A 17,706-nucleotide genomic window follows, 5' to 3' on the forward strand; every position below is an offset into this window, starting at 1 on the left:
CGTCACGGTGGCGAACCGTTCCGTCTGCATGACCTTCCTACGATCGGGGGACTGCCGCCGCTGCGATCCCCTCCACCTCCATGCCGGCCGGGGCCAGCAGGAAGACGTTCTTGTCGACCCGGTGCATCCCGCTGCCGAGGCCGAAGACCACACCGCTGCTGAAGTCCAGGATGCGCTTGGCCACTTCGGTCTCCGCGCCGGTCAGGTCCAGCAGCACCGGCACCTGCCCGACGAGGTACTCGGCGACTTCACGGGCATCCGCGAAGACCTGGACGCGCAGGACCACGAAACGGCGCTGCTCGGCCGCGTACTCGTTGGGGATCGTCTCGTGATCGACTCGCGAGGGCCATTCGTTGCGCCCCCGCAGCGGCACCACCTGGGCGAGCCCCTCCCACTGCTCATCGGTGACGTCGTACTCGTCGTACCTGCTCACCGGACCACCTCGGCTGGGCTTTCTATCTGCATCAGCCAATTCTGACCCCCATCACCCGTTCGGCCCAACACCGACACGGATGAGTGCCTTGATCAGCGCCGGGTGTGAGCGCACTCACTCGGCACACTCACTCCGTCCGCCCGCTCCGTGCACTCACTCCGCAGCGGCCTCCAGCGCGTCGGCCACCGAGGCGAAGAACCGGGTGTGGGACCGGGCGCTGTCCGGGGCTTCCGGATTCCACGGCAGGACCCGGGCCCGGCCGGTGAGGCGCAGCCACTCGTCGTTGCCGCGCAGTTCACCGAGCGGGGTGGCGTTCGACCGGACGTCGGCGAGCACCACATCGGGGCGCAGCGCCGCCGCCTCCGCCCAGCTGACGGTGGCCCAGTTCGCACCCGCGCCGTCGGGCGGCCGCACCATGCTGACGCCGTGCTCCGTCAGCGCGCGCAGCTCGGGCCAGGCGCCGGGGCGCGCCAGATGCACCTGGTCGGGCCCGGCGGGCGAGAGCGCGAGCACCCCCGGCCGGGTCGGCAGGTCCGCCGCCGCGCGCAGCCGGTGGTGTGCGGCGTCCAGCGACTGCTGCTGTTCTCCGTCGCCGCGGGCCCCCAGCGAGCGGGCGAGCGCGTCGAACCGGCCCCTGATCCCGTCCAGCGTGTGTGTCTGCCCCACGTCGATGACCACGACGGGTATCTGCTCCTCCAGGTGTTTGGCGGTGTCCGGGTCCAGTCCGTACACCTGACCGCCGCCGTAGCTGACCGCCACGACGAGGTCCGGGCCGCCGCTGAGCAGCGTCTCCAGGTCCAGGGCGTTACCCGCCCCCAGATAGCGGATGTCGTCGGGCGGCAGCGTCCCCGCCTTCGCCGGGTCGACCGCCGCGCCGTCGTGCAGGGAGCCGAAGACCGCGTGCGGGGCGAGTCCGTGGTCCCACAGAGTGGCTCCGGCCCGGATGTACGCCGTCACTCTCGACGGTGACCGTCCGGCCGTCGACAGCTGTCCACGGTCGTCGGAGAACTGCCAGCCAGCTTGTTCCATGACGTCTCGCGCCCCCTCCGGGCCGGCACCGACGGGCCTTCCGGGCGCCGCACACCCGTACCTGCCCAGCTCGCGTGTACGGCATTCGGAGCGGGCCGGCCCACGTCCGGGATTCGCGCACCGCCGCGTACTCGGCCACGGTTGAGTAGCGGTACTCACGTCACGGCCGCCCGGTTCCGGCAGTCTGGGAGCAGAGGGAAGCGGGGGTGCGGCCCACGGGAACGCACACGCGGGGCCTGCGGTGACAGGCAGGCGCGGCATCCCGGTCACAACGACACGACGGTGGTGGAGAGACGATGAACGGCAGGAGCCTGGTGCAGCGGATCGGCCGGACAGTGGCGGGTGACTGGGTCTCACGCGGGTACCTCGTGGTCATCGCGGCCCTGCTGGTCTGGGTATGGGTGGACACCACACTGGTCTCACACCCGGACGCGTCGTTCTCCGGCGTGTACCCGATCCTGCTCACCATGCCGACCAGCCTGCTTCTGCTGCTGCCCGCCGTCGAGGCACCGCTGACGTGGGTCGTGCTCGTGGCGGCGGCGCTGGTCAACTCGACGGTCATCAGCCTGATCGTCCGCCAGGCCTTCGGGCAGGGGCACAGGCACAGCAGCCGCCGTACCGGGCCTGGTGCGGCCTCGGCCCGGTGACCTACCCGGCCCGGTGACGTACCGGTCCCGTCCGCGTTGCCCGGGCGGGCGGATGCGGGAGAATGACAGCATGCAGAGACTCTCTCTCGAAGCCCTGGCCCGCCAGCAGATCGAACTGGCTGCCACGGCCGGTGGCGGTCACACAGCGGACACCGTCTACGGCGGTCATGAGAAGGTCCTGCGCCAGACGGTCATCGGGATGACGCGCGGATCGCTCCTCGCCGATCACGAGAATCCCGGCGAGGCCACGGTGCAGGTGCTGCAGGGCCGGGTGCGGCTCTCGGCGGGCGATCTGTCCTGGGAAGGCCGGCAGGGCGACCTGATCATCGTGCCCGACAACCGCCACCGGGTGGAGGCCCTGGAGGACTCCGCCCTTCTGCTGACCGTGGCCAAACTGCTCTGACGGCCCCGGGCACACCACTCCCCGGGCAGCCCGGTTAGCCTCTGCGGCCTGATGGTTTTCGGCCGACGGGCAGCGGGGGTACAGCAGTGAGCGGCGAGCGCGACGACATACCGGGAGAACCCGAACGAGTCCGGCCCGCACGGTCGTTGGGCAGGCTGCCCACGGTCGTACGCGGTGGTGCGACCCTCGCCCTGCTGATCGCGGTGGCAGCGGTGGGTCTGCTGCTCCTGCCGGTGTCCCCGACGGTCCCCGACCCCTCCGAGTACGCGGAGCAGAACGACACCGTGCAGGTCACCTGCGGCTCGGTCCTGAGGCCGGCGGGCGACGACGCACTGGCGGACAACCGCGACACCGCACCGGCCTGCGGCTCCGCCCGGATCCAGCGCATGGGATGGTCCGGCGTGGGACTCGGCTCCGCCTTCGTCGTGCTGGTGCTGTCGCTGCTCATGGGGGACGGAATGTCCGAGGACCCCGCGCCCCGGCAGGACCCGCCCGAGAAAACCCTGTGATCCGTCCAGGGGCCCTGATCGGCTGAGAAGACGCTCATCGGCTGGTGCCGCAGCACCGGGGAGTGCCTTTCCGATGGTCCGCGCGGGTCGGCACGGGTCCGAGCACGACAGCTCACGACGCCCGGTCCGTGTGGGGCCGGGCAGGTGCAGAACCGGCTGACGGGGCCGTCGTCCCCCGTTCCGACGAGAGCCATTCGGCGATACAGCGCCTGCCGTCGTGCCAGTGCTCCTCGATGACCGCTGCCGCGCGCTCGCGGTCGCCCGCCGCCAGCGCCGAGAGCACCAGCCGGTGCTGCCGGTCCGCCGGACCGCGCGAGGGGGTGTGCTGCATGTAGGCGATCTCGTAACGGGAAAGGCTGGTACGCAGTTTCGCGATCGCCTCCTGGAGGTGCTGATTGCCGCAGAGGCTGATCAGCCCGGTGTGGAAGGCCGTGTCGAGCGCGCGCCGCGCCACCGCGTCGCCGCTCGCCTCCAGTTCGTCCAGCAGCCCGGCCAGCCGGTCGTGCTCCGCGGTTTCCAGCGGGCGGGGGGCCGATCGTACGGCGAGTGCTTCGAGAGCGGCCAGGATGGGGTACACCTCGGACACCTCACGGTCACTCAGCGGCCTGACGACGAAGCCGCGCGCCAAGGAGGAGTGCACGACACCTTCGGCCTCCAGGCGCAGCAGAGCCTCGCGCACCGGTGTGCGGGAGACATCGAGAGAGCGGCTGAGGGCTGCCTCCGTCACGGACATACCGGGCGAGAGGCGCCCGGTGGAGAGCAGCGTGACGATGCGGGCGTAGACGGCCTCCCGCAGCGGCTCGTTCCGGGTGATGGGAGCGACGGGGTCGGGTGTGCTCATCGGCGGTAGGGGCTTTCGTCGCGGTGCCGCGCCTCGAATTCCGTGCGCATGCAGAGGGTGGAAAGGTCGGTCATGCGGTCGACGGCGAGGCAGCCGTCGAGGTGGTCGATCTCGTGCTGGAGCAGTTCGCTGAGCTCTCCGTCGGCACGCAGGGTGTGCGCCCGGCCGTCCGGTGACCGGTAGTCGACGGTGACCCAGGTATGGCGGCGGACGCGGCAGAAGATCTCGACGGAGAAGCTGAGGCAGGCGTCCCAGGGCTCCCAGGTCGTCTCCGAACGCTCCGTGATGCGGGGGTTGACGAGCGTCCAGGGCTCGTCGAGCCGCAGGTGCACCATCCGGACGCCTGCCCCGATCTGCGGAGCGGCGATCCCGCGGCCGTAACCGGTGCGCTTCACCCAGTCCGCCAGGGTGTCGTCCAGGTCGGCGGCGAGCGCACGCGCCCGACCGGACAGCGGAGTGGTGAGCGGCTGAGCCGGAGTACGCAGGAACGGGTCGCCGAGTTGCAAGGTTTCTCGTACCGTCACCCGCCTATCGTATACGATCGACAGCATGGTGTCAGCAGAGGATATTGAGGAAGCAAGCCGTGCCATCGACTCCGCGTTCGTCAACACCCCTCAGTTCGAGGACGACGCGCTCTGCGCCGCCGTCGGCCGCCGGCTGATCGTCAAGGTGGAGACGCTCAACCCGGTTCGTTCGTTCAAGGGCCGCGGCGCGGACCACTTCATGAGGGGGCTCGCCCCGGGCCGCCACGTGGTGTGCGCATCGGCCGGGAACTTCGGACTCGCCCTGGCCTGGGCGGCGAACCGTCACGGCGTCACCGTGACCGTCCACTGCGCGGAGAACGCCAACGCCGTCAAGCTGGCCCGCATACGCAGCCTCGGCGCTCAACTGGAAGTCGGCGGACAGGACTTCGACGAGGCGAAGGAGCGCGCGCTCCGGCATGCCGGAGAAGACCGCGCCGCAGTGTTCGTGGAGGACGGCGACCACCCGCGCATCACGGCCGGCGCCGGGACCATCGCCCCCGAACTCGCCGCCCTCGCCCCCGACACCGTCCTTGTCCCGGTCGGCAACGGAGCACTCGTCAACGGTGTCGGCACCTGGTTGAAGGCCCGCTCGCCCCGCACGCGCGTGGTCGGGGTGTGTGCGGCAGGCGCCCCGGCGATGGCACTGAGCTGGCGCGCCGGCGAAGCCGTCACCACGCCCACCGTCCGTACGGCCGCCGACGGGGTGGCCGTACGGGTTCCCGTGCCGGGCGCCCTGACCACCATGCTCGAAGTCGTCGACGACATGCTGCTGGTCGACGAGACGGCCATCGGCCGCGCACAGGCGCTCGCACATGAGCATCTGGGGCTGGTCCTCGAACCGGCGGGCGCGGTGGCTCTGGCCGCGGTCCCAGGGTTCGGCGCCGGCGAGCGTCCAGCGGTGGTCCTCACCGGCGGCAACCAGGCACCTCGGTAGAAACCCGGTGTACGGGCCATGGCAGGCTCCGTACGGGACCGACGGGCCGCGTTCGCCCGGCCGGCCACCACACACGGAAGGACTGCACGTTGATCACCACCGCCACAGCGTCCGCGCCGGAGGGCACCGTCGTCCACTCCGGGAGGCACGCATGACCTCCGGGGCCTACCTCTCCGAACTGTTCTCCCTGGACGGCCGGGTCGCCATCGTGACCGGTGGGAGTTCCGGCATCGGCCGGAGCATCGCCGGAGCACTCGGCCGGGCCGGTGCGAGCGTCGTCATCGTGGCGCGCAGGGAGGCGGAACTGGCCGCCACGGTCGACGGACTGACGGCCGACGGCTGCCGGGCAGCATGGGTGAGCGCCGACCTGGGCACCCGCGAGAGCGTGCGCGCGGCGGCCGAAGAGGCAACCGAAGCGTTCGGCGAGCCCGACATCCTGGTCAACTGCGCCGGAGTCAACCTGCGCCCGCCGATGGGCGAGTTGGACGACGAGGTGTGGGACACCACGATGGCCGTGAACCTGGAGGCGCCGTACCTGCTGGGGCAGCGGTTCGGTCCCGGCATGGCCGAGCGTGGCTTCGGGCGGATCATCCACGTCACCTCGCAGCAAGCGCACCGGGCCTTCGTGCAGAGCGGCGCCTACGGGGTGTCCAAGGGGGCGCTGGAGTCCCTGGCCCGTTCGCAGGCCGAGGCCTGGTCGCCGCACGGCGTCACCTGCAACACGCTCGTGCCCGGTTTCGTGATGACGCCGCTCAACGAGCGGCTGTCGTCCGACCCGGAGAAGACAGCCGCACTGGCGGCGCGCACGATGATCGGGCGCAACGGCCTGGCAGAGGACTTCGAGGGCGCAGCGGTGTTCCTGAGCAGCCGCGCCTCCGCGTATGTCACGGGCCAGGCGATCTTCGTGGACGGCGGGCTCTCCGTCCACTGAGCCGCCGGCCCGCCGCTCAGGGGCTCAGGGGCTCAGGGGCTCAGCGTCAGCTCAGGAGCATCCGGTCGTCCAGCGCCGCCACCCACGCGTACCACTGGTCCATCCCCTCGCCCGTCGTCGCGGACACCGTCAGCACCCGTACGTCCGGGTTGACCGAGCGCGCGTACGCCTCGCACCGGGCCACGTCGAAGTCGACGTAAGGCAGCAGATCCGCCTTGTTGATGAGGACCAGATCGGCGGCGCCGAACATATAGGGGTACTTGAGCGGCTTGTCGGTGCCCTCGGTGACCGAGATGATGACGATCCGGCTGCTCTCACCCAGGTCGAAGAGGGCCGGGCACACCAGGTTCCCCACGTTCTCCACCAGGACCAGCGCTCCCCTTTCCGGGGCGAGGGCCGTGAGTGCACCCTGCATCATCTCGGCGTCGAGGTGGCAGCCGGCGCCCGTGTTCACCTGCACCACGGCGCATCCGACGCGCTTGATGCGCTCGGCGTCGAGCATGGTCTCCTGGTCGCCCTCGACCACGGCCACCGGACGCCGTCCGGAGAAGTCCCTGATGGTGCGCTCCAGCAGGGTGGTCTTGCCCGCGCCGGGCGAACTCATCAGGTTCACCGCCACGATGTGCCGCTCGGCGAGCCAGGCACGGTTCTGCTCCGCCTGGAGCTCGTTCTTGGCGAGCACCCGCTGCTCAAGAGTGACTGTCTCGCCCGTGTCGTGGGCGCCCTCGTGGTCGTGGCGGCCCTGGTCATGGCTGTGACTGTGGCTGTGGCTCTGGCTCTGGTCATGGCTGTGGTGCGGACGGCCGGTGGCCCGTGTGTGCTCCTCGTGGGGCAGGGAAATCCGCGTACCGCCGCCCTCGTCACCGCAACCGCAGGTACCGCACATGGTCAGCCCACTTTCATCGAGATGATCTGCAGTTCACGCCCCGACGTGATCTCCACGTCGGCGCTGCCGCACGGACAGAGCAGTACGGGATCGGGCAGGGCGAAGTCCTGTTCGCAGGTACGGCAGCGCGCCGCTCCCGGAGGCTGGTCGATCTCCAGTCGCGCGCCCTCGGCCACCGTGCCCGCCGTGATCAGGTCGAAGCAGAACCGCATCGACTCGGCCACGACCGCCGTGAGCACACCGACCCGCACCCTGACCGTGCGGACCGGTCTGCCTTCGGCGCGTTCGCAGACCATGTCGACGACGCTCTGCGTGATCGATAATTCATGCATCTCTGCCTCGTTCCCGCATCGGTGGCACGACCGTAGGACCTGAAACCCGGGCGTGCCTCTTACGGTTGATTCGGTCGGCCCTTTTCCCATTCCGGTTTCATTCGACCGGCGCAATCCGCGTCAGGTCGCACCCGGAAATCCCCGCCAGTTCTGTCCTGCCGGTTCACATCCGGTGTTCGCACCGCCGAATGGCACGGTCCGAGGCCGCTCATACGGATTTCTTCTCGCGTTGACAGGGCGCGCGCACCGGGCCTAGATGGTAGCAATGTGAGCGAAAACACACTCATGAGCCAGGCGCCCCGGTCCAGTGCCATCTGGGAATGGGAACGCCGGCCCCGGAAGGCGGCAGTGCTATGCCGACAGAAGCAGCGGTAAAGGCAGAAGAGACGCTGATCCACGTTCTCTGGATCAATGCCGGACTCAGTTGTGACGGCGATTCCGTGGCCCTGACGGCGGCCACTCAGCCCAGCATCGAGGAGATCGCGCTCGGCGCCCTGCCCGGCCTCCCCCAGGTCGCGGTGCACTGGCCGCTCATCGACTTCGAGTGCGGGCCGACCGGCGGCGCCGACGACTTCCTTGAGTGGTTCTTCAAGGCCGACCGAGGAGAGCTGGAGCCGTTCGTCCTGGTCGTGGAGGGGTCGATCCCCAACGAGCAGTTGCACGACGAGGGCTACTGGTGCGGCTTCGGCAACGACCCCGCCACCGGACAGCCGATGACCACCAGCGAGTGGATCGACCGGCTGGCGCCGAAGGCCACCGCGATCGTCGCGGTCGGGACCTGCGCGACCTACGGCGGTATCCATGCCATGTCGGGCAACCCGACAGGTGCGATGGGAGTGCCCGACTACCTGGGCTGGGACTGGAAGTCCAAGGCGGGAATTCCGATCGTGTGCGTCCCCGGATGCCCGATCCAGCCGGACAACCTGTCCGAAACACTGACCTATCTGCTCTACATGGCCACCGACCAGGCCCCGATGATTCCGCTCGATGACGCGCTGCGCCCTTCCTGGCTGTTCGGACAGACGGTCCACGAGGGGTGCGACAGGGCCGGCTACTACGAGCAGGGTGATTTCGCCACCGAATACGGATCGCCGAAGTGCATTGTCAAACTCGGCTGCTGGGGACCCACGGTCAAGTGCAATGTGCCGAAGCGCGGCTGGATGAACGGTATCGGCGGCTGCCCCAACGTCGGCGGAATCTGCATCGGCTGCACCATGCCGGGATTCCCGGACAAGTTCATGCCGTTCATGGACGAGCCGCCCGGCGGGAAACTCTCGTCGAACGCGGTCGGACTGTACGGCGCGACCATGCGCCGGCTGCGCCATATGACCACTCACACGCTGGACCAGGAGCCGAAGTGGCGCAGGCCCGGCAGGACTCTCACGACCGGCGCCACCCGCAACTGGTAACCGACCGCAACGGACAGAAAGATGAGGCGGCGCAATGACCGCGACGCAACGCAGGGGTGGCAGCGGGAAACAGGGCAAGGACGGCCTTGTCGAGATGGCGTGGGACCCCATCACCCGCATCGTCGGCAGCCTGGGCATCTACACGAAGATCGATTTCAAGCAGAAGGTGGTGGCCGAGTGCCACAGCACCAGCTCCATCTTCCGCGGCTACTCGGTCTTCATGAAGGGCAAGGACCCGCGCGACGCGCACTTCATCACCAGCCGCATCTGCGGGATCTGCGGAGACAACCACGCCACGTGTTCCTGCTATGCGCAGAACATGGCGTACGGGGTGAAGCCGCCGCACATCGGTGAGTGGATCGTCAACCTCGGCGAGGCCGCGGAGTACATGTTCGACCACAACATCTTCCAGGAGAACCTGGTCGGGGTGGACTACTGCGAGAAGATGGTCGCGGAGACCAACCCGGGCGTGCTGGAGCAGGCCAACCGCACCCCGTCACCGCACGCCGAGGACCACGGGTACAAGACCATCGGCGACATCATGCGCTCGCTGAACCCCTTCACCGGTGAGTTCTACCGCGAGGCGCTCCAGGTCAGCCGGATGACCCGGGAGATGTTCTGCCTCATGGAGGGCAGGCACGTACACCCCTCCACGCTCTACCCGGGCGGCGTGGGCACCGTGGCGACCGTTCAGCTGATGACGGACTACATCACCCGGCTCCAGCGCTACGTCGAGTTCATGAAGAAGGTCGTGCCGATGCACGACGACCTCTTCGACTTCTTCTACGAAGCGCTGCCCGGCTACGAGCAGGTCGGCAACCGGCGCATCCTGCTGGGCTGCTGGGGCTCGTTCCAGGACCCGGAGTACTGCAACTTCAAGTACCAGGACATGACCGAGTGGGGACGGAAGATGTACGTCACCCCCGGTGTGGTCGTGGACGGGAAGCTGGTCACCACCGACCTGGTGAAGATCAACCTGGGCATCCGGATCCTCCTCGGCTCGTCGTACTACGGCGACTGGGAGGAGCAGGAGATGTTCGTGACCCACGACCCGCTCGGGAACCCGGTCGACCGCAGGCACCCGTGGAACCAGCACACCAACCCGCAGCCGCAGAAGCGGGATCTGGACGACAAGTACAGCTGGGTCATGTCGCCGCGCTGGTTCGACGGCAAGGACTATCTCGCCCTCGACACCGGCGGCGGCCCGCTGGCCCGGCTGTGGACCACCGCGCTGGCCGGGCTCGTCGACATCGGGTACGTCCAGTCCACCGGGAACAGCGTCAAGATCAACCTCCCGAAGACCGCGCTCAAGGGCCCGGTCGAGCTGGAGTGGCACGTCCCGAAGTGGAGCAACACGATCGAGCGCAACCGGGCGCGCACCTACTTCCAGGCGTACGCGGCCGCCTGCGCGCTGCACTTCGCGGAGAAGGCGCTCGTGGAGATCCGGGCTGGCCGGACGAAGACCTGGGAGAAGTTCGAGGTACCGGAGGAGGGCGTCGGCTGCGGCTTCACCGAGGCGGTGCGCGGTGTGCTCTCGCACCACATGGTGATCCGGGACGGCAAGATCGCCAACTACCACCCGTATCCGCCGACCCCCTGGAACGCGAGCCCCCGCGACACCTTCGGTACGCCGGGGCCGTACGAGGACGCGGTGCAGGGCCAGCCGATCTTCGAGGAGAACGACCGGGAGCACTTCAAGGGGATCGACATCATGCGCACGGTGCGCAGCTTCGACCCCTGTCTCCCCTGCGGCGTGCACATGTATCTCGGCGAGGGCAAGAAGCTGGAACTGCTGCACTCCCCCACCCAGTCCGCGGGCAGCGAGTGATGGCGGAGGAGACCGCGTCCGGGCCCACCGACTGGCGGGCCACCGGCGACCGCATCGACACGCTGATCGCCGCCAGTGCGGCGGGCGGCGCCGTGGCCCGCGAGCGGAGCGAGGAACTGGTCCGGCTCGTCACGGACTTCTACGGCGCCGGGCTCGAACGACTGCTCGACCTGGTGCACGAGCAGGGCCGGCTGGACGACGAGGTGCTGGCGGCCCTGGCGGCCGACGATCTGGTGGCCAGTCTGCTGCTGGTGCACGGGCTGCACCCGTACGGCGTGGAGACCAGGGTCGAGGAGGCGCTGGAGAGCGTCCGGCCGTATCTGGGTTCGCACGGCGGCGATGTGGAACTGCTGGGCGTCACGGCGGACGGGGTCGTCACCCTGCGGCTGCTCGGCAGCTGCGACGGGTGCCCCTCGTCGTCGGCCACCCTCAAGCTGGCCGTGCAGAGCGCCGTCGAGGCCGCGGCCCCGGAGATCACCGGGATCGAGGTGGAGGCACCCGCCGAGGACGGGACGGGGGAACCCGGACCGCTGGTCACGGTGGACTCGCTGTTCTCCCGGCTCCACGAGGCGGCGTCGGCTCCGGGCGACGGCGGTTCATCCTGGGAGGCCGTGCCCGGACTGGAGGCCCTGGAGCCCGGTGGCGTACGGCACTTCACCGCGGGCGCGGTCCCGGTACTGGCCTGCCGGATCGGCGCCGACCTGTTCGCCTTCCGTGACTGGTGTGCCCGGTGCGACCGGTCCCTGGAGGGCGCCGCACTGGCCCGGCGGCTGGGCGGCGGGGCTGCTGACGCCGTGCTGCGGTGCCCCGGCTGCCGTGCGCACTACGACGTACGGCGGGCCGGTGCCTGTCTCGACGCCGACGGGCTGCATCTGGACCCGCTGCCCCTGCTCGTGGACGGCCCGACGGTCTCCGTCGCGGTGCCCGCCCCGGTCTCCGCGTGAGCGCCCCGGGCCGGACGGCGACCCCGGTGTCCGCGCTGCGGCGGATCACCCGCAACCGTCCGCAGCCGGCGGCCGGGGAACGCTGCGAGATGTGCGCGGAGCCGGTCGCCCCCGAGCACTCGCACGTGGTGAATCTGGAGAGCCGCGCGCTGATGTGCAGCTGCCGCGCCTGCTATCTCCTCTTCACCGAGGAGGACGCGCGGCAGCGCTACCGGGCGGTGCCGGAACGGTATCTCCGCTTCGACGGAGTGCCGCTGGACGCACGGGCCTGGGACGAACTCCAGATCCCGGTGGGTCTGGCGTTCCTCTTCCGCAACTCGGTGCAGGGCCGCACGGTCGCGTTCTACCCCGGGCCCGCGGGCGCCACCGAGTCCGAACTTCCGCTGGAAGCCTGGGACTCCATCGTCGCGTCGGCGCCCGCCCTCGCGGTGCTGCGTCCCGACGTGGAGGCGCTGCTGATCCGCCGCCCCGGCACCGGCGACGGCTCGTGCCATCTGGTCCCGGTCGACGCCTGCTACGAGCTGGTCGGCCGGCTGCGGACGCTGTGGCGCGGCTTCGACGGCGGCCGTGAGGCGCACGCGGCGATGGACGCCTTCTTCGACCAGGTGCGGGACCGCAGCAGGACCGTCCCGGCGGAGGGGGTCTCGTGAGCGGCACGGACTTCTCCGTACTGGACTTCTCGGTGCTCGATGTGGTGGCCGAACGGTACGCTGCGGCACCCCAGTTGACGGCCCGGCTGCGGATCGAGGAGAGCAGCGGCGAGCGGATCCACGCGATCGTCCTGCAGTGCCAGGTCCGTATCGAACCGCAGCGCCGTTCGTACGACAAGGCCGAGGAGGAGGGCCTGCGCGGGCTGTTCGGGGAGCGGTCCCGGTGGGCTGACACCCTGCGGCCGTTCCTCTGGATGCAGTGCAACACCACGGTCCAGGGGTTCACCGGCGCCACCGAGGTCGACCTCGCGCTGCCCTGCACCTATGACTTCGACGTGACCGGCTCGCGGTATCTGCACGCACTCGGGGAGGGCGCGGTCCCGCTCACCCTGCTCTTCTCGGGCACCGTCTTCACCAAGGGCAGCGCCGGCTTCGGCGTACGGCAGGTGCCCTGGGACTGCGAGGCCCGTCATCCGATGCCCGTCGCGGTATGGCGGGAGATGATCGCCGCCCACTTCCCGAACGCCGGGTGGATCAGGCTCGACCACGACGTCATCACCGAGTTCGCCGGCTTCCGCGCCCGGCACGGGCTGATCAGCTGGGAAGAGACGGTCCGCACCCTGCTGGCCGAGACCGGAGAGGTGGTCCAGTGACCCCCGTGAACGCCCCGAGCCTGGACCACGTCCGTACGGTCGCCGACGCGGTGCTGTACGAGGGGTATCTGCTGTACCCGTACCGGGCCAGCTCCCACAAGAACCAGTCACGCTGGCAGTTCGGGGTGCTGGGGCCGCCGTCCGCGGCGCCCGCCTGCTTCGGCGAGGAGCCGGACATGGCGATGGAGTGCCTGCTGGCCCCGGACGGGTCACCCACCGCGGTCACGGTTCATCTGCGCTTCCTCCAGGTGCAGGTGCGTGAGGTGCAGCGGCGCGAGGCGGACGGCGGCCATACCCCGGTCGCCGAACTGACCGTCGACGGCGCCCAGGTGCTGAGCTGGGAGGAGGCGGTCGAGCAGGAGATCGTGCTGCCCGCGCTCTCCCTCACGGAGCCGGCCGATGTGCGGCGCACGGTGCCCGGCGGCGAGGAGGTGGAGCAGCTGACGGACACGGACGGCGCACCGGTCGGCCGGATCGTACGGCGCCGGCTTCCGCTGGACCTCCGGATCCGGGTGGGCGCCACCGCCGACGACGGTCTGCTCCGGCTGTCCCTCGCCGTGGCCAACGAGCACCCGGGGACACCCGGATCCAAGGACGAGGCGATCCGCAGCTCGCTGATCGGAGCGCATCTGATCCTGCGGGCGCACGGCGGCGCGTTCGTCTCGCTGCTCGAACCGCCGGAGCACGCGGTGGCCGCCGCCGCCCGCTGCCGGCAGCGCAGATGCTGGCCGGTGCTGGCCGGTGCCGAGGGCTCGGCGGACACCGTCCTGGGCGCGCCGATCATCCTCTACGACTACCCGGAGGTGGCCGAACAGAGCCCGGGTGCCCTCTTCGACTCCACCGAGATCGACGAGATCCTGACCTTGCGGGTCATGACCATGACCGAGCAGGAGAAGGCAGAGGCGCGGGCCACCGACCCACGGGCCAGGGAGATCATCGAACGCTGCGACGCCATGTCCGCCGCGGATCTCCAGCAGTTGCACGGTCTGCTGCGCGAACCGCACGCGGCAGCGGTGCCCGGCTCGCTGCCACCGCTGAACGCCGACCTCCGGGACAGTGAGCCGCCCGGGTTCGACACCGGCGGCGCGCCCTGGTGGGACCCCGCTTCGGACGCGGCCGTGCGTCCGTCGTCCGACGCGGTGGTGATCAACGGCGTCAGCGTCTCGCAGGGCAGCCTGGTGCGGGTGCACCCCTCGCGCCGCGCGGACGCCCAGGACCTCTTCTTCGCCGGTCAGGTGGCGCGGGTGACCGCGGTGCTCTCGGACGTCGACGGCGGGACGCATGTCGCCCTGGTCCTCGTCGACGATCCGGCGGCGGACATGCACGACTGGTACGGCCGTTACTTCTATTTCGCCCCCGACGAGCTGGAGCCCCTGCCCGTCGGGACCACCCTCGAAAACCGAGAGGAGAGCCCATCGTGAAGACCCTTGGCGTGATCACCGCAGTCGCGGGCGCAGTTCTGGTGGCAGCCGCTGTGGCCGTGGGAGTCCAGTCGATCCCGGACATCCGCCGGTATCTGCGAATGCGTTCGATGTGAGCGCGGCGTCGGCCCCGGCGCCCGGCCCCGCAGCAGCCGGGACGTGGCGCCGGTGACGGATCGCGTACTGATCGCCGGGGTCGGCAACCTCTTCCTGAGCGACGACGGCTTCGGCCCCGAGGTGGTCCGCGCACTCACCGGCGCGGGCTCACTGCCGCCCGGCGTCCGCGTCGTGGACTACGGAATCCGGGGCATGCACCTCGCGTACGACCTGCTGGACGGGTACGACGCGCTGGTGCTGGTCGACGCCTGCCCGGGCGGGGGGCAACCCGGCGAGGTGACCGTACTCGAAGTGGGTCCTGACGACCTCGGTTCGGGTGAATTCGACGCACATGGCATGAATCCGGTAGCAGTGCTGGCAAATCTGGAACAACTGGGCGGTACCCTTCCGTCCACCTACGTCGTGGGCTGCACCCCAGCCGACGTCGGTGAGGGCATCGGGCTCAGCCGCGCGGTCCTCGCGGCGGTGCCCGCGGCCATGGACGCCGTACGGATTCTGGTGGACCGGCTGCTGCCCGCCGAGCCCGCCCCGACCAGGAGGTCCTGATCATGTGCCTTGGCATTCCGGGCCGGGTCGTGGAGCTCGTCGACGGATATGCCGGTCAGCTCGCGCTCGTCGATGTCGAGGGCGCGCGGCGGCGCATCAATGTCGGGATGCTCGACTCTCCTCCGGCCGACGGCGACTGGGTGCTTCTCCATATGGGCTTCGCGCTGGAGGTCATCGACGCGGCGAAGGCCGGGGAGGCGCTCTCCGGCCTGGAGATGATGGGCCGCGCCCGCGACGAGGAGCCCGCGCCCGGTGAGGCGACGCCCGCCGAGTCTGCGCACGGTGCACCCGCTGAGCACCGGCTGCGGCGGCGCTTCGAGGTGCACGGTGTGGTCCAGGGGGTCGGCTTCCGGCCCTTCGTCTACGTCAGTGCGCGCGAACTCGCCCTCAGCGGAACGGTGGTGAACACCGGCTCCGGTGTGGTCGCCGAAGTCGAGGGCGGCGCAGCGGCGGTGGCCGAGTTCGGCAGGAGGCTGCGGACGGACGCGCCGGTGCTCGCCGTGGTCGAGTCCGTCCACGAGTCGGACCTGTCGCCCCTGGGCGGGACGGAGTTCACCATCGGGGAGTCCCGTGACGAGGGGCCCGCCCGCACTCTGGTCTCGCCGGATGTCGCGACGTGCCGGGAGTGCCTGGCCGAGATGCGCGATCCGGCGAACCGCCGCTACCGCCATCCCTTCATCACCTGCACCCACTGCGGCCCCCGGTTCACCATCGTCACCGGTGTGCCGTACGACCGGGCGGCCACCACGATGGCCGCGTTCGAGATGTGCGCCGACTGCCGGGCGGAGTACGGCGATCCGGGCGACCGCCGCTTCCACGCCCAGCCGGTCGCCTGCCACGCGTGCGGGCCCGCACTCGAACTGGTCCGCAAGGACGGGGCGCCGGCGGCGAGCGGCGAGGACGCGTTGCGGGGAGCCCGGGAGCTGCTGGCCGATGGCCGGATCGTCGCGGTGAAGGGGCTCGGCGGCTACCACCTCGCGTGTGACGCCCGCAACGACACGGCGGTGGCCGAGCTGCGGCGGCGCAAGCGGCGCGGTGGGAAGCCCTTCGCGGTGATGGTCGCGGACACCGCTGTGGCGGCGGAACTGGTGACGCTGACCGGCGACGAGGAGCGGCTGCTGACCGGGGTCCGCAGGCCGATCGTGCTCCTGCCGCGGCGCGGGACGCCGGAGGGGGCCGGGGTCTCCTCGTCGGTGGCGCCGGGCAGTCCGGATCTGGGTCTGATGCTCCCGTACACGCCTCTGCACGTCCTGCTCTTCGGTATCGGGGACGACCGGCCGGGCCCCGACGCGCTGGTGATGACCTCGGCCAACCTGGCGGGTGAGCCGATCGTCACCGACGACGCCGCGGCCCTCACCGGTCTTGCGCCGCTGGCCGATGCCTGGCTGCGGCACGACCGGCGGATCGAGGTGCCCTGCGACGACTCGGTCAGCCGGTTCGTGGCGGGCGCGGAGCTTCCGCTGCGCCGGTCCCGCGGGTACGCCCCGCTGCCGTTGGCGCTGCCCTTCGAGGTACCGCCGCTCCTCGCGGTCGGCGCGGATCTCAAGAACACCTGCGCGCTCGGCGACGGGCGGTACGCCTGGGTCAGCCAGCACATCGGCGACATGGACGACCTCGCCACGGCCGACGCGCTGACCAGGACCGAGCGGCAGCTGGAGCGGATCACCGGGGTCGAGCCCGCTCAGCTGGTGGCCGATCTGCACCCCGGCTACCGGTCGGGCGCCTGGGCCGTGGCGCACTCGGGGTCCCGGCCGGTGCGGCGGGTGCAGCACCACCACGCCCATGTCGCCTCGGTCATGGGCGAGCACGGCATCGGGGCGGACGAGAGCGTGATCGGTGTCGCCTTCGACGGCACGGGCGCCGGTACGGACGGGGCCGCGTGGGGCGGCGAGGTGCTGATCGCCGGCTACAAGTCGTTCGAGCGGGCGGCGCACCTGGGGTACGTACCGCTGGCGGGCGGCGACGCGAGTGTGCTGCGGCCGTACCGGATGGCGCTGGCCCACCTCCGTGCGGCCGGGGTCGCCTGGGACGAGGGGCTGCCGTCCGTACGGGCGTGCCCGCCGAGGGAACGGGACGTGCTGGCCCATCAGTTCGGTACCGGGTTCGGCTGTGTGCCGACGTCCAGCATGGGCCGGCTCTTCGACGCCGTGGCCTCGCTGGCCGGGGTCCGGCACGAGGTGGAGTACGAGGCCGAGGCCGCGATCGGCCTCGAAGGGCTGGCCAGGTCGGCCGGGGCGGACGGTGCGGGTGCGGACGTCCGGTACTCCTTCGGGATCCGGGAAGCGGCGGACGGGCAGCCTGTCGTCGCCGACCCGGGACCGGTCGTGCGCGCGGTGGTCTCGGACGTACGGGCCGGGGTGCCGGCCGAGCTGATCGCGGCGCGGTTCCACGCCTGCGTCGCCGCCCTGACGGTCTCCCTCGCCGAGCTCGCACGCGCCCGCACGGGGCTCGGGGTGGTGGCTCTCGGCGGTGGCGTCTTCCAGAACGCCGTACTGCTCGGGGCGGTCCAACACGGCCTGGAGGCAGCGGACTTCAGGGTGCTGCGGCCGAGACTCCTGCCCCCGAACGACGGGGGAATCGCCCTGGGGCAGCTCCTGATCGCCGCGTCGGGCTGACCCTCGTACGCCAGGTCATCCGCGCCAGGTCATCCGTGCCAAGCCATCCGTACA

Annotated in this window: 19 protein-coding genes; 13 read left to right on the top strand and 6 right to left on the bottom strand. The window is 70.5% G+C overall.

Going from position 1 to position 17,706, the window contains the following annotated elements; translation table 11 throughout:
• Positions 1 to 37: 37 nt before the first annotated feature.
• Both OG385_RS04355 and OG385_RS04360 read right to left on the bottom strand, forming a co-directional pair.
• Entirely contained in the window at positions 38 to 433 is a 396-nt protein-coding gene (locus OG385_RS04355) for a cell division protein SepF (protein ID WP_164266402.1), read from the bottom strand.
• 153 nt (positions 434 to 586) lie between these two features.
• Positions 587 to 1,462, bottom strand: a complete 876-nt coding sequence (locus OG385_RS04360; protein WP_266851998.1) for an ABC transporter substrate-binding protein — start codon at positions 1,460 to 1,462, stop codon at positions 587 to 589.
• 296 nt (positions 1,463 to 1,758) lie between these two features.
• Here OG385_RS04360 and OG385_RS04365 point away from each other — a divergent pair, with 296 nt between their 5' ends.
• The 3 genes from OG385_RS04365 (at position 1,759) to OG385_RS04375 (ending at position 3,021) form a co-directional block, all read left to right on the top strand.
• Positions 1,759 to 2,109: an SCO4225 family membrane protein gene (locus OG385_RS04365; protein WP_266852000.1), complete on the top strand. Its 351-nt coding sequence runs from the start codon at positions 1,759 to 1,761 to the stop codon at positions 2,107 to 2,109.
• Between the two features lie 70 nt (positions 2,110 to 2,179).
• Positions 2,180 to 2,512 (top strand): cupin domain-containing protein, encoded by a 333-nt coding sequence (locus OG385_RS04370; protein ID WP_266852001.1) that lies wholly within the window; start codon positions 2,180 to 2,182, stop codon positions 2,510 to 2,512.
• 86 nt (positions 2,513 to 2,598) lie between these two features.
• The gene (locus tag OG385_RS04375; RefSeq protein ID WP_266852002.1) at positions 2,599 to 3,021 is read left to right on the top strand and encodes a hypothetical protein; all 423 of its coding nucleotides are present in this window, start codon (positions 2,599 to 2,601) and stop codon (positions 3,019 to 3,021) included.
• A 112-nt stretch (positions 3,022 to 3,133) separates the two neighbouring features.
• Here OG385_RS04375 and OG385_RS04380 read toward each other — a convergent pair whose 3' ends face one another.
• Complete coding sequence (locus OG385_RS04380; RefSeq protein WP_266852004.1) at positions 3,134 to 3,862, bottom strand: GntR family transcriptional regulator; 729 nt, start codon at positions 3,860 to 3,862, stop codon at positions 3,134 to 3,136.
• Positions 3,859 to 4,386: a peptide deformylase gene (locus OG385_RS04385; RefSeq protein WP_266852005.1), complete on the bottom strand. Its 528-nt coding sequence runs from the start codon at positions 4,384 to 4,386 to the stop codon at positions 3,859 to 3,861. Before OG385_RS04385 ends, OG385_RS04380 begins: the two co-directional genes overlap by 4 nt.
• 25 nt (positions 4,387 to 4,411) lie before the next feature.
• Between OG385_RS04385 and OG385_RS04390 the strand changes: the two genes are divergently transcribed.
• Positions 4,412 to 5,320: a threonine/serine dehydratase gene (locus OG385_RS04390; RefSeq protein ID WP_266852007.1), complete on the top strand. Its 909-nt coding sequence runs from the start codon at positions 4,412 to 4,414 to the stop codon at positions 5,318 to 5,320.
• Between the two features lie 151 nt (positions 5,321 to 5,471).
• A complete protein-coding gene (locus OG385_RS04395; RefSeq protein ID WP_266852009.1) occupies positions 5,472 to 6,251 on the top strand; it encodes an SDR family NAD(P)-dependent oxidoreductase in 780 nt (259 codons plus the stop codon).
• Positions 6,252 to 6,297: 46 nt separating this feature from the next.
• On the opposite strand, the gene hypB is transcribed toward OG385_RS04395, so the two are convergent.
• A complete protein-coding gene (hypB, locus tag OG385_RS04400) occupies positions 6,298 to 7,137 on the bottom strand; it encodes a hydrogenase nickel incorporation protein HypB (RefSeq protein WP_266852010.1) in 840 nt (279 codons plus the stop codon).
• Between the two features lie 2 nt (positions 7,138 to 7,139).
• On the bottom strand, positions 7,140 to 7,469 hold the full coding sequence (locus OG385_RS04405; RefSeq protein WP_266852011.1) for a hydrogenase maturation nickel metallochaperone HypA: 330 nt from the start codon (positions 7,467 to 7,469) through the stop codon (positions 7,140 to 7,142).
• Between the two features lie 353 nt (positions 7,470 to 7,822).
• Between OG385_RS04405 and OG385_RS04410 the strand changes: the two genes are divergently transcribed.
• The 8 genes from OG385_RS04410 to hypF all read left to right on the top strand — a co-directional run bounded on the left by OG385_RS04410 (position 7,823) and on the right by hypF (position 17,652).
• Complete coding sequence (locus tag OG385_RS04410; protein ID WP_266852012.1) at positions 7,823 to 8,878, top strand: hydrogenase expression protein HypE; 1,056 nt, start codon at positions 7,823 to 7,825, stop codon at positions 8,876 to 8,878.
• Positions 8,879 to 8,912: 34 nt separating this feature from the next.
• Positions 8,913 to 10,706: a nickel-dependent hydrogenase large subunit gene (locus tag OG385_RS04415; protein WP_266852013.1), complete on the top strand. Its 1,794-nt coding sequence runs from the start codon at positions 8,913 to 8,915 to the stop codon at positions 10,704 to 10,706.
• Entirely contained in the window at positions 10,706 to 11,650 is a 945-nt protein-coding gene (locus tag OG385_RS04420; protein WP_266852015.1) for a NifU family protein, read from the top strand. The genes OG385_RS04415 and OG385_RS04420 overlap by 1 nt, the downstream gene beginning before the upstream one ends.
• Positions 11,647 to 12,300 carry a DUF5947 family protein gene (locus tag OG385_RS04425; RefSeq protein WP_266852017.1) on the top strand — a complete coding sequence of 218 codons (654 nt, stop codon included), beginning with the start codon at positions 11,647 to 11,649 and terminating at the stop codon, positions 12,298 to 12,300. The genes OG385_RS04420 and OG385_RS04425 overlap by 4 nt, the downstream gene beginning before the upstream one ends.
• Positions 12,297 to 12,953, top strand: a complete 657-nt coding sequence (locus OG385_RS04430; RefSeq protein WP_266852019.1) for a DUF6084 family protein — start codon at positions 12,297 to 12,299, stop codon at positions 12,951 to 12,953. The genes OG385_RS04425 and OG385_RS04430 overlap by 4 nt, the downstream gene beginning before the upstream one ends.
• A 5-nt stretch (positions 12,954 to 12,958) precedes the next feature.
• On the top strand, positions 12,959 to 14,374 hold the full coding sequence (locus tag OG385_RS04435) for a hypothetical protein (RefSeq protein ID WP_266852021.1): 1,416 nt from the start codon (positions 12,959 to 12,961) through the stop codon (positions 14,372 to 14,374).
• Between the two features lie 168 nt (positions 14,375 to 14,542).
• Positions 14,543 to 15,037 (top strand): hydrogenase maturation protease, encoded by a 495-nt coding sequence (locus OG385_RS04440; RefSeq protein WP_266852023.1) that lies wholly within the window; start codon positions 14,543 to 14,545, stop codon positions 15,035 to 15,037.
• A gap of 2 nt (positions 15,038 to 15,039) precedes the next feature.
• The gene (gene hypF, locus OG385_RS04445; protein ID WP_266852024.1) at positions 15,040 to 17,652 is read left to right on the top strand and encodes a carbamoyltransferase HypF; all 2,613 of its coding nucleotides are present in this window, start codon (positions 15,040 to 15,042) and stop codon (positions 17,650 to 17,652) included.
• Positions 17,653 to 17,706 lie beyond the last annotated feature (54 nt).

This window comes from Streptomyces sp. NBC_01306 (assembly GCF_026340465.1).
In the GTDB taxonomy this organism is placed as follows: domain Bacteria; phylum Actinomycetota; class Actinomycetes; order Streptomycetales; family Streptomycetaceae; genus Streptomyces.

Bases quoted from the DNA above. Each gene is read 5' to 3' on its own strand.
- OG385_RS04360 (WP_266851998.1), bottom strand. From the start codon at position 1,462: ATGGAACAAGCTGGCTGGCAGTTCTCCGACGACCGTGGACAGCTGTCG.
- OG385_RS04365 (WP_266852000.1), top strand. From the start codon at position 1,759: ATGAACGGCAGGAGCCTGGTGCAGCGGATCGGCCGGACAGTGGCGGGT.
- OG385_RS04370 (WP_266852001.1), top strand. From the start codon at position 2,180: ATGCAGAGACTCTCTCTCGAAGCCCTGGCCCGCCAGCAGATCGAACTG.
- OG385_RS04380 (WP_266852004.1), bottom strand. From the start codon at position 3,862: ATGAGCACACCCGACCCCGTCGCTCCCATCACCCGGAACGAGCCGCTG.
- OG385_RS04390 (WP_266852007.1), top strand. From the start codon at position 4,412: ATGGTGTCAGCAGAGGATATTGAGGAAGCAAGCCGTGCCATCGACTCC.
- OG385_RS04395 (WP_266852009.1), top strand. From the start codon at position 5,472: ATGACCTCCGGGGCCTACCTCTCCGAACTGTTCTCCCTGGACGGCCGG.
- hypB (WP_266852010.1), bottom strand. From the start codon at position 7,137: ATGTGCGGTACCTGCGGTTGCGGTGACGAGGGCGGCGGTACGCGGATT.
- OG385_RS04405 (WP_266852011.1), bottom strand. From the start codon at position 7,469: ATGCATGAATTATCGATCACGCAGAGCGTCGTCGACATGGTCTGCGAA.
- OG385_RS04410 (WP_266852012.1), top strand. From the start codon at position 7,823: ATGCCGACAGAAGCAGCGGTAAAGGCAGAAGAGACGCTGATCCACGTT.
- OG385_RS04415 (WP_266852013.1), top strand. From the start codon at position 8,913: ATGACCGCGACGCAACGCAGGGGTGGCAGCGGGAAACAGGGCAAGGAC.
- OG385_RS04420 (WP_266852015.1), top strand. From the start codon at position 10,706: ATGGCGGAGGAGACCGCGTCCGGGCCCACCGACTGGCGGGCCACCGGC.
- hypF (WP_266852024.1), top strand. From the start codon at position 15,040: ATGTGCCTTGGCATTCCGGGCCGGGTCGTGGAGCTCGTCGACGGATAT.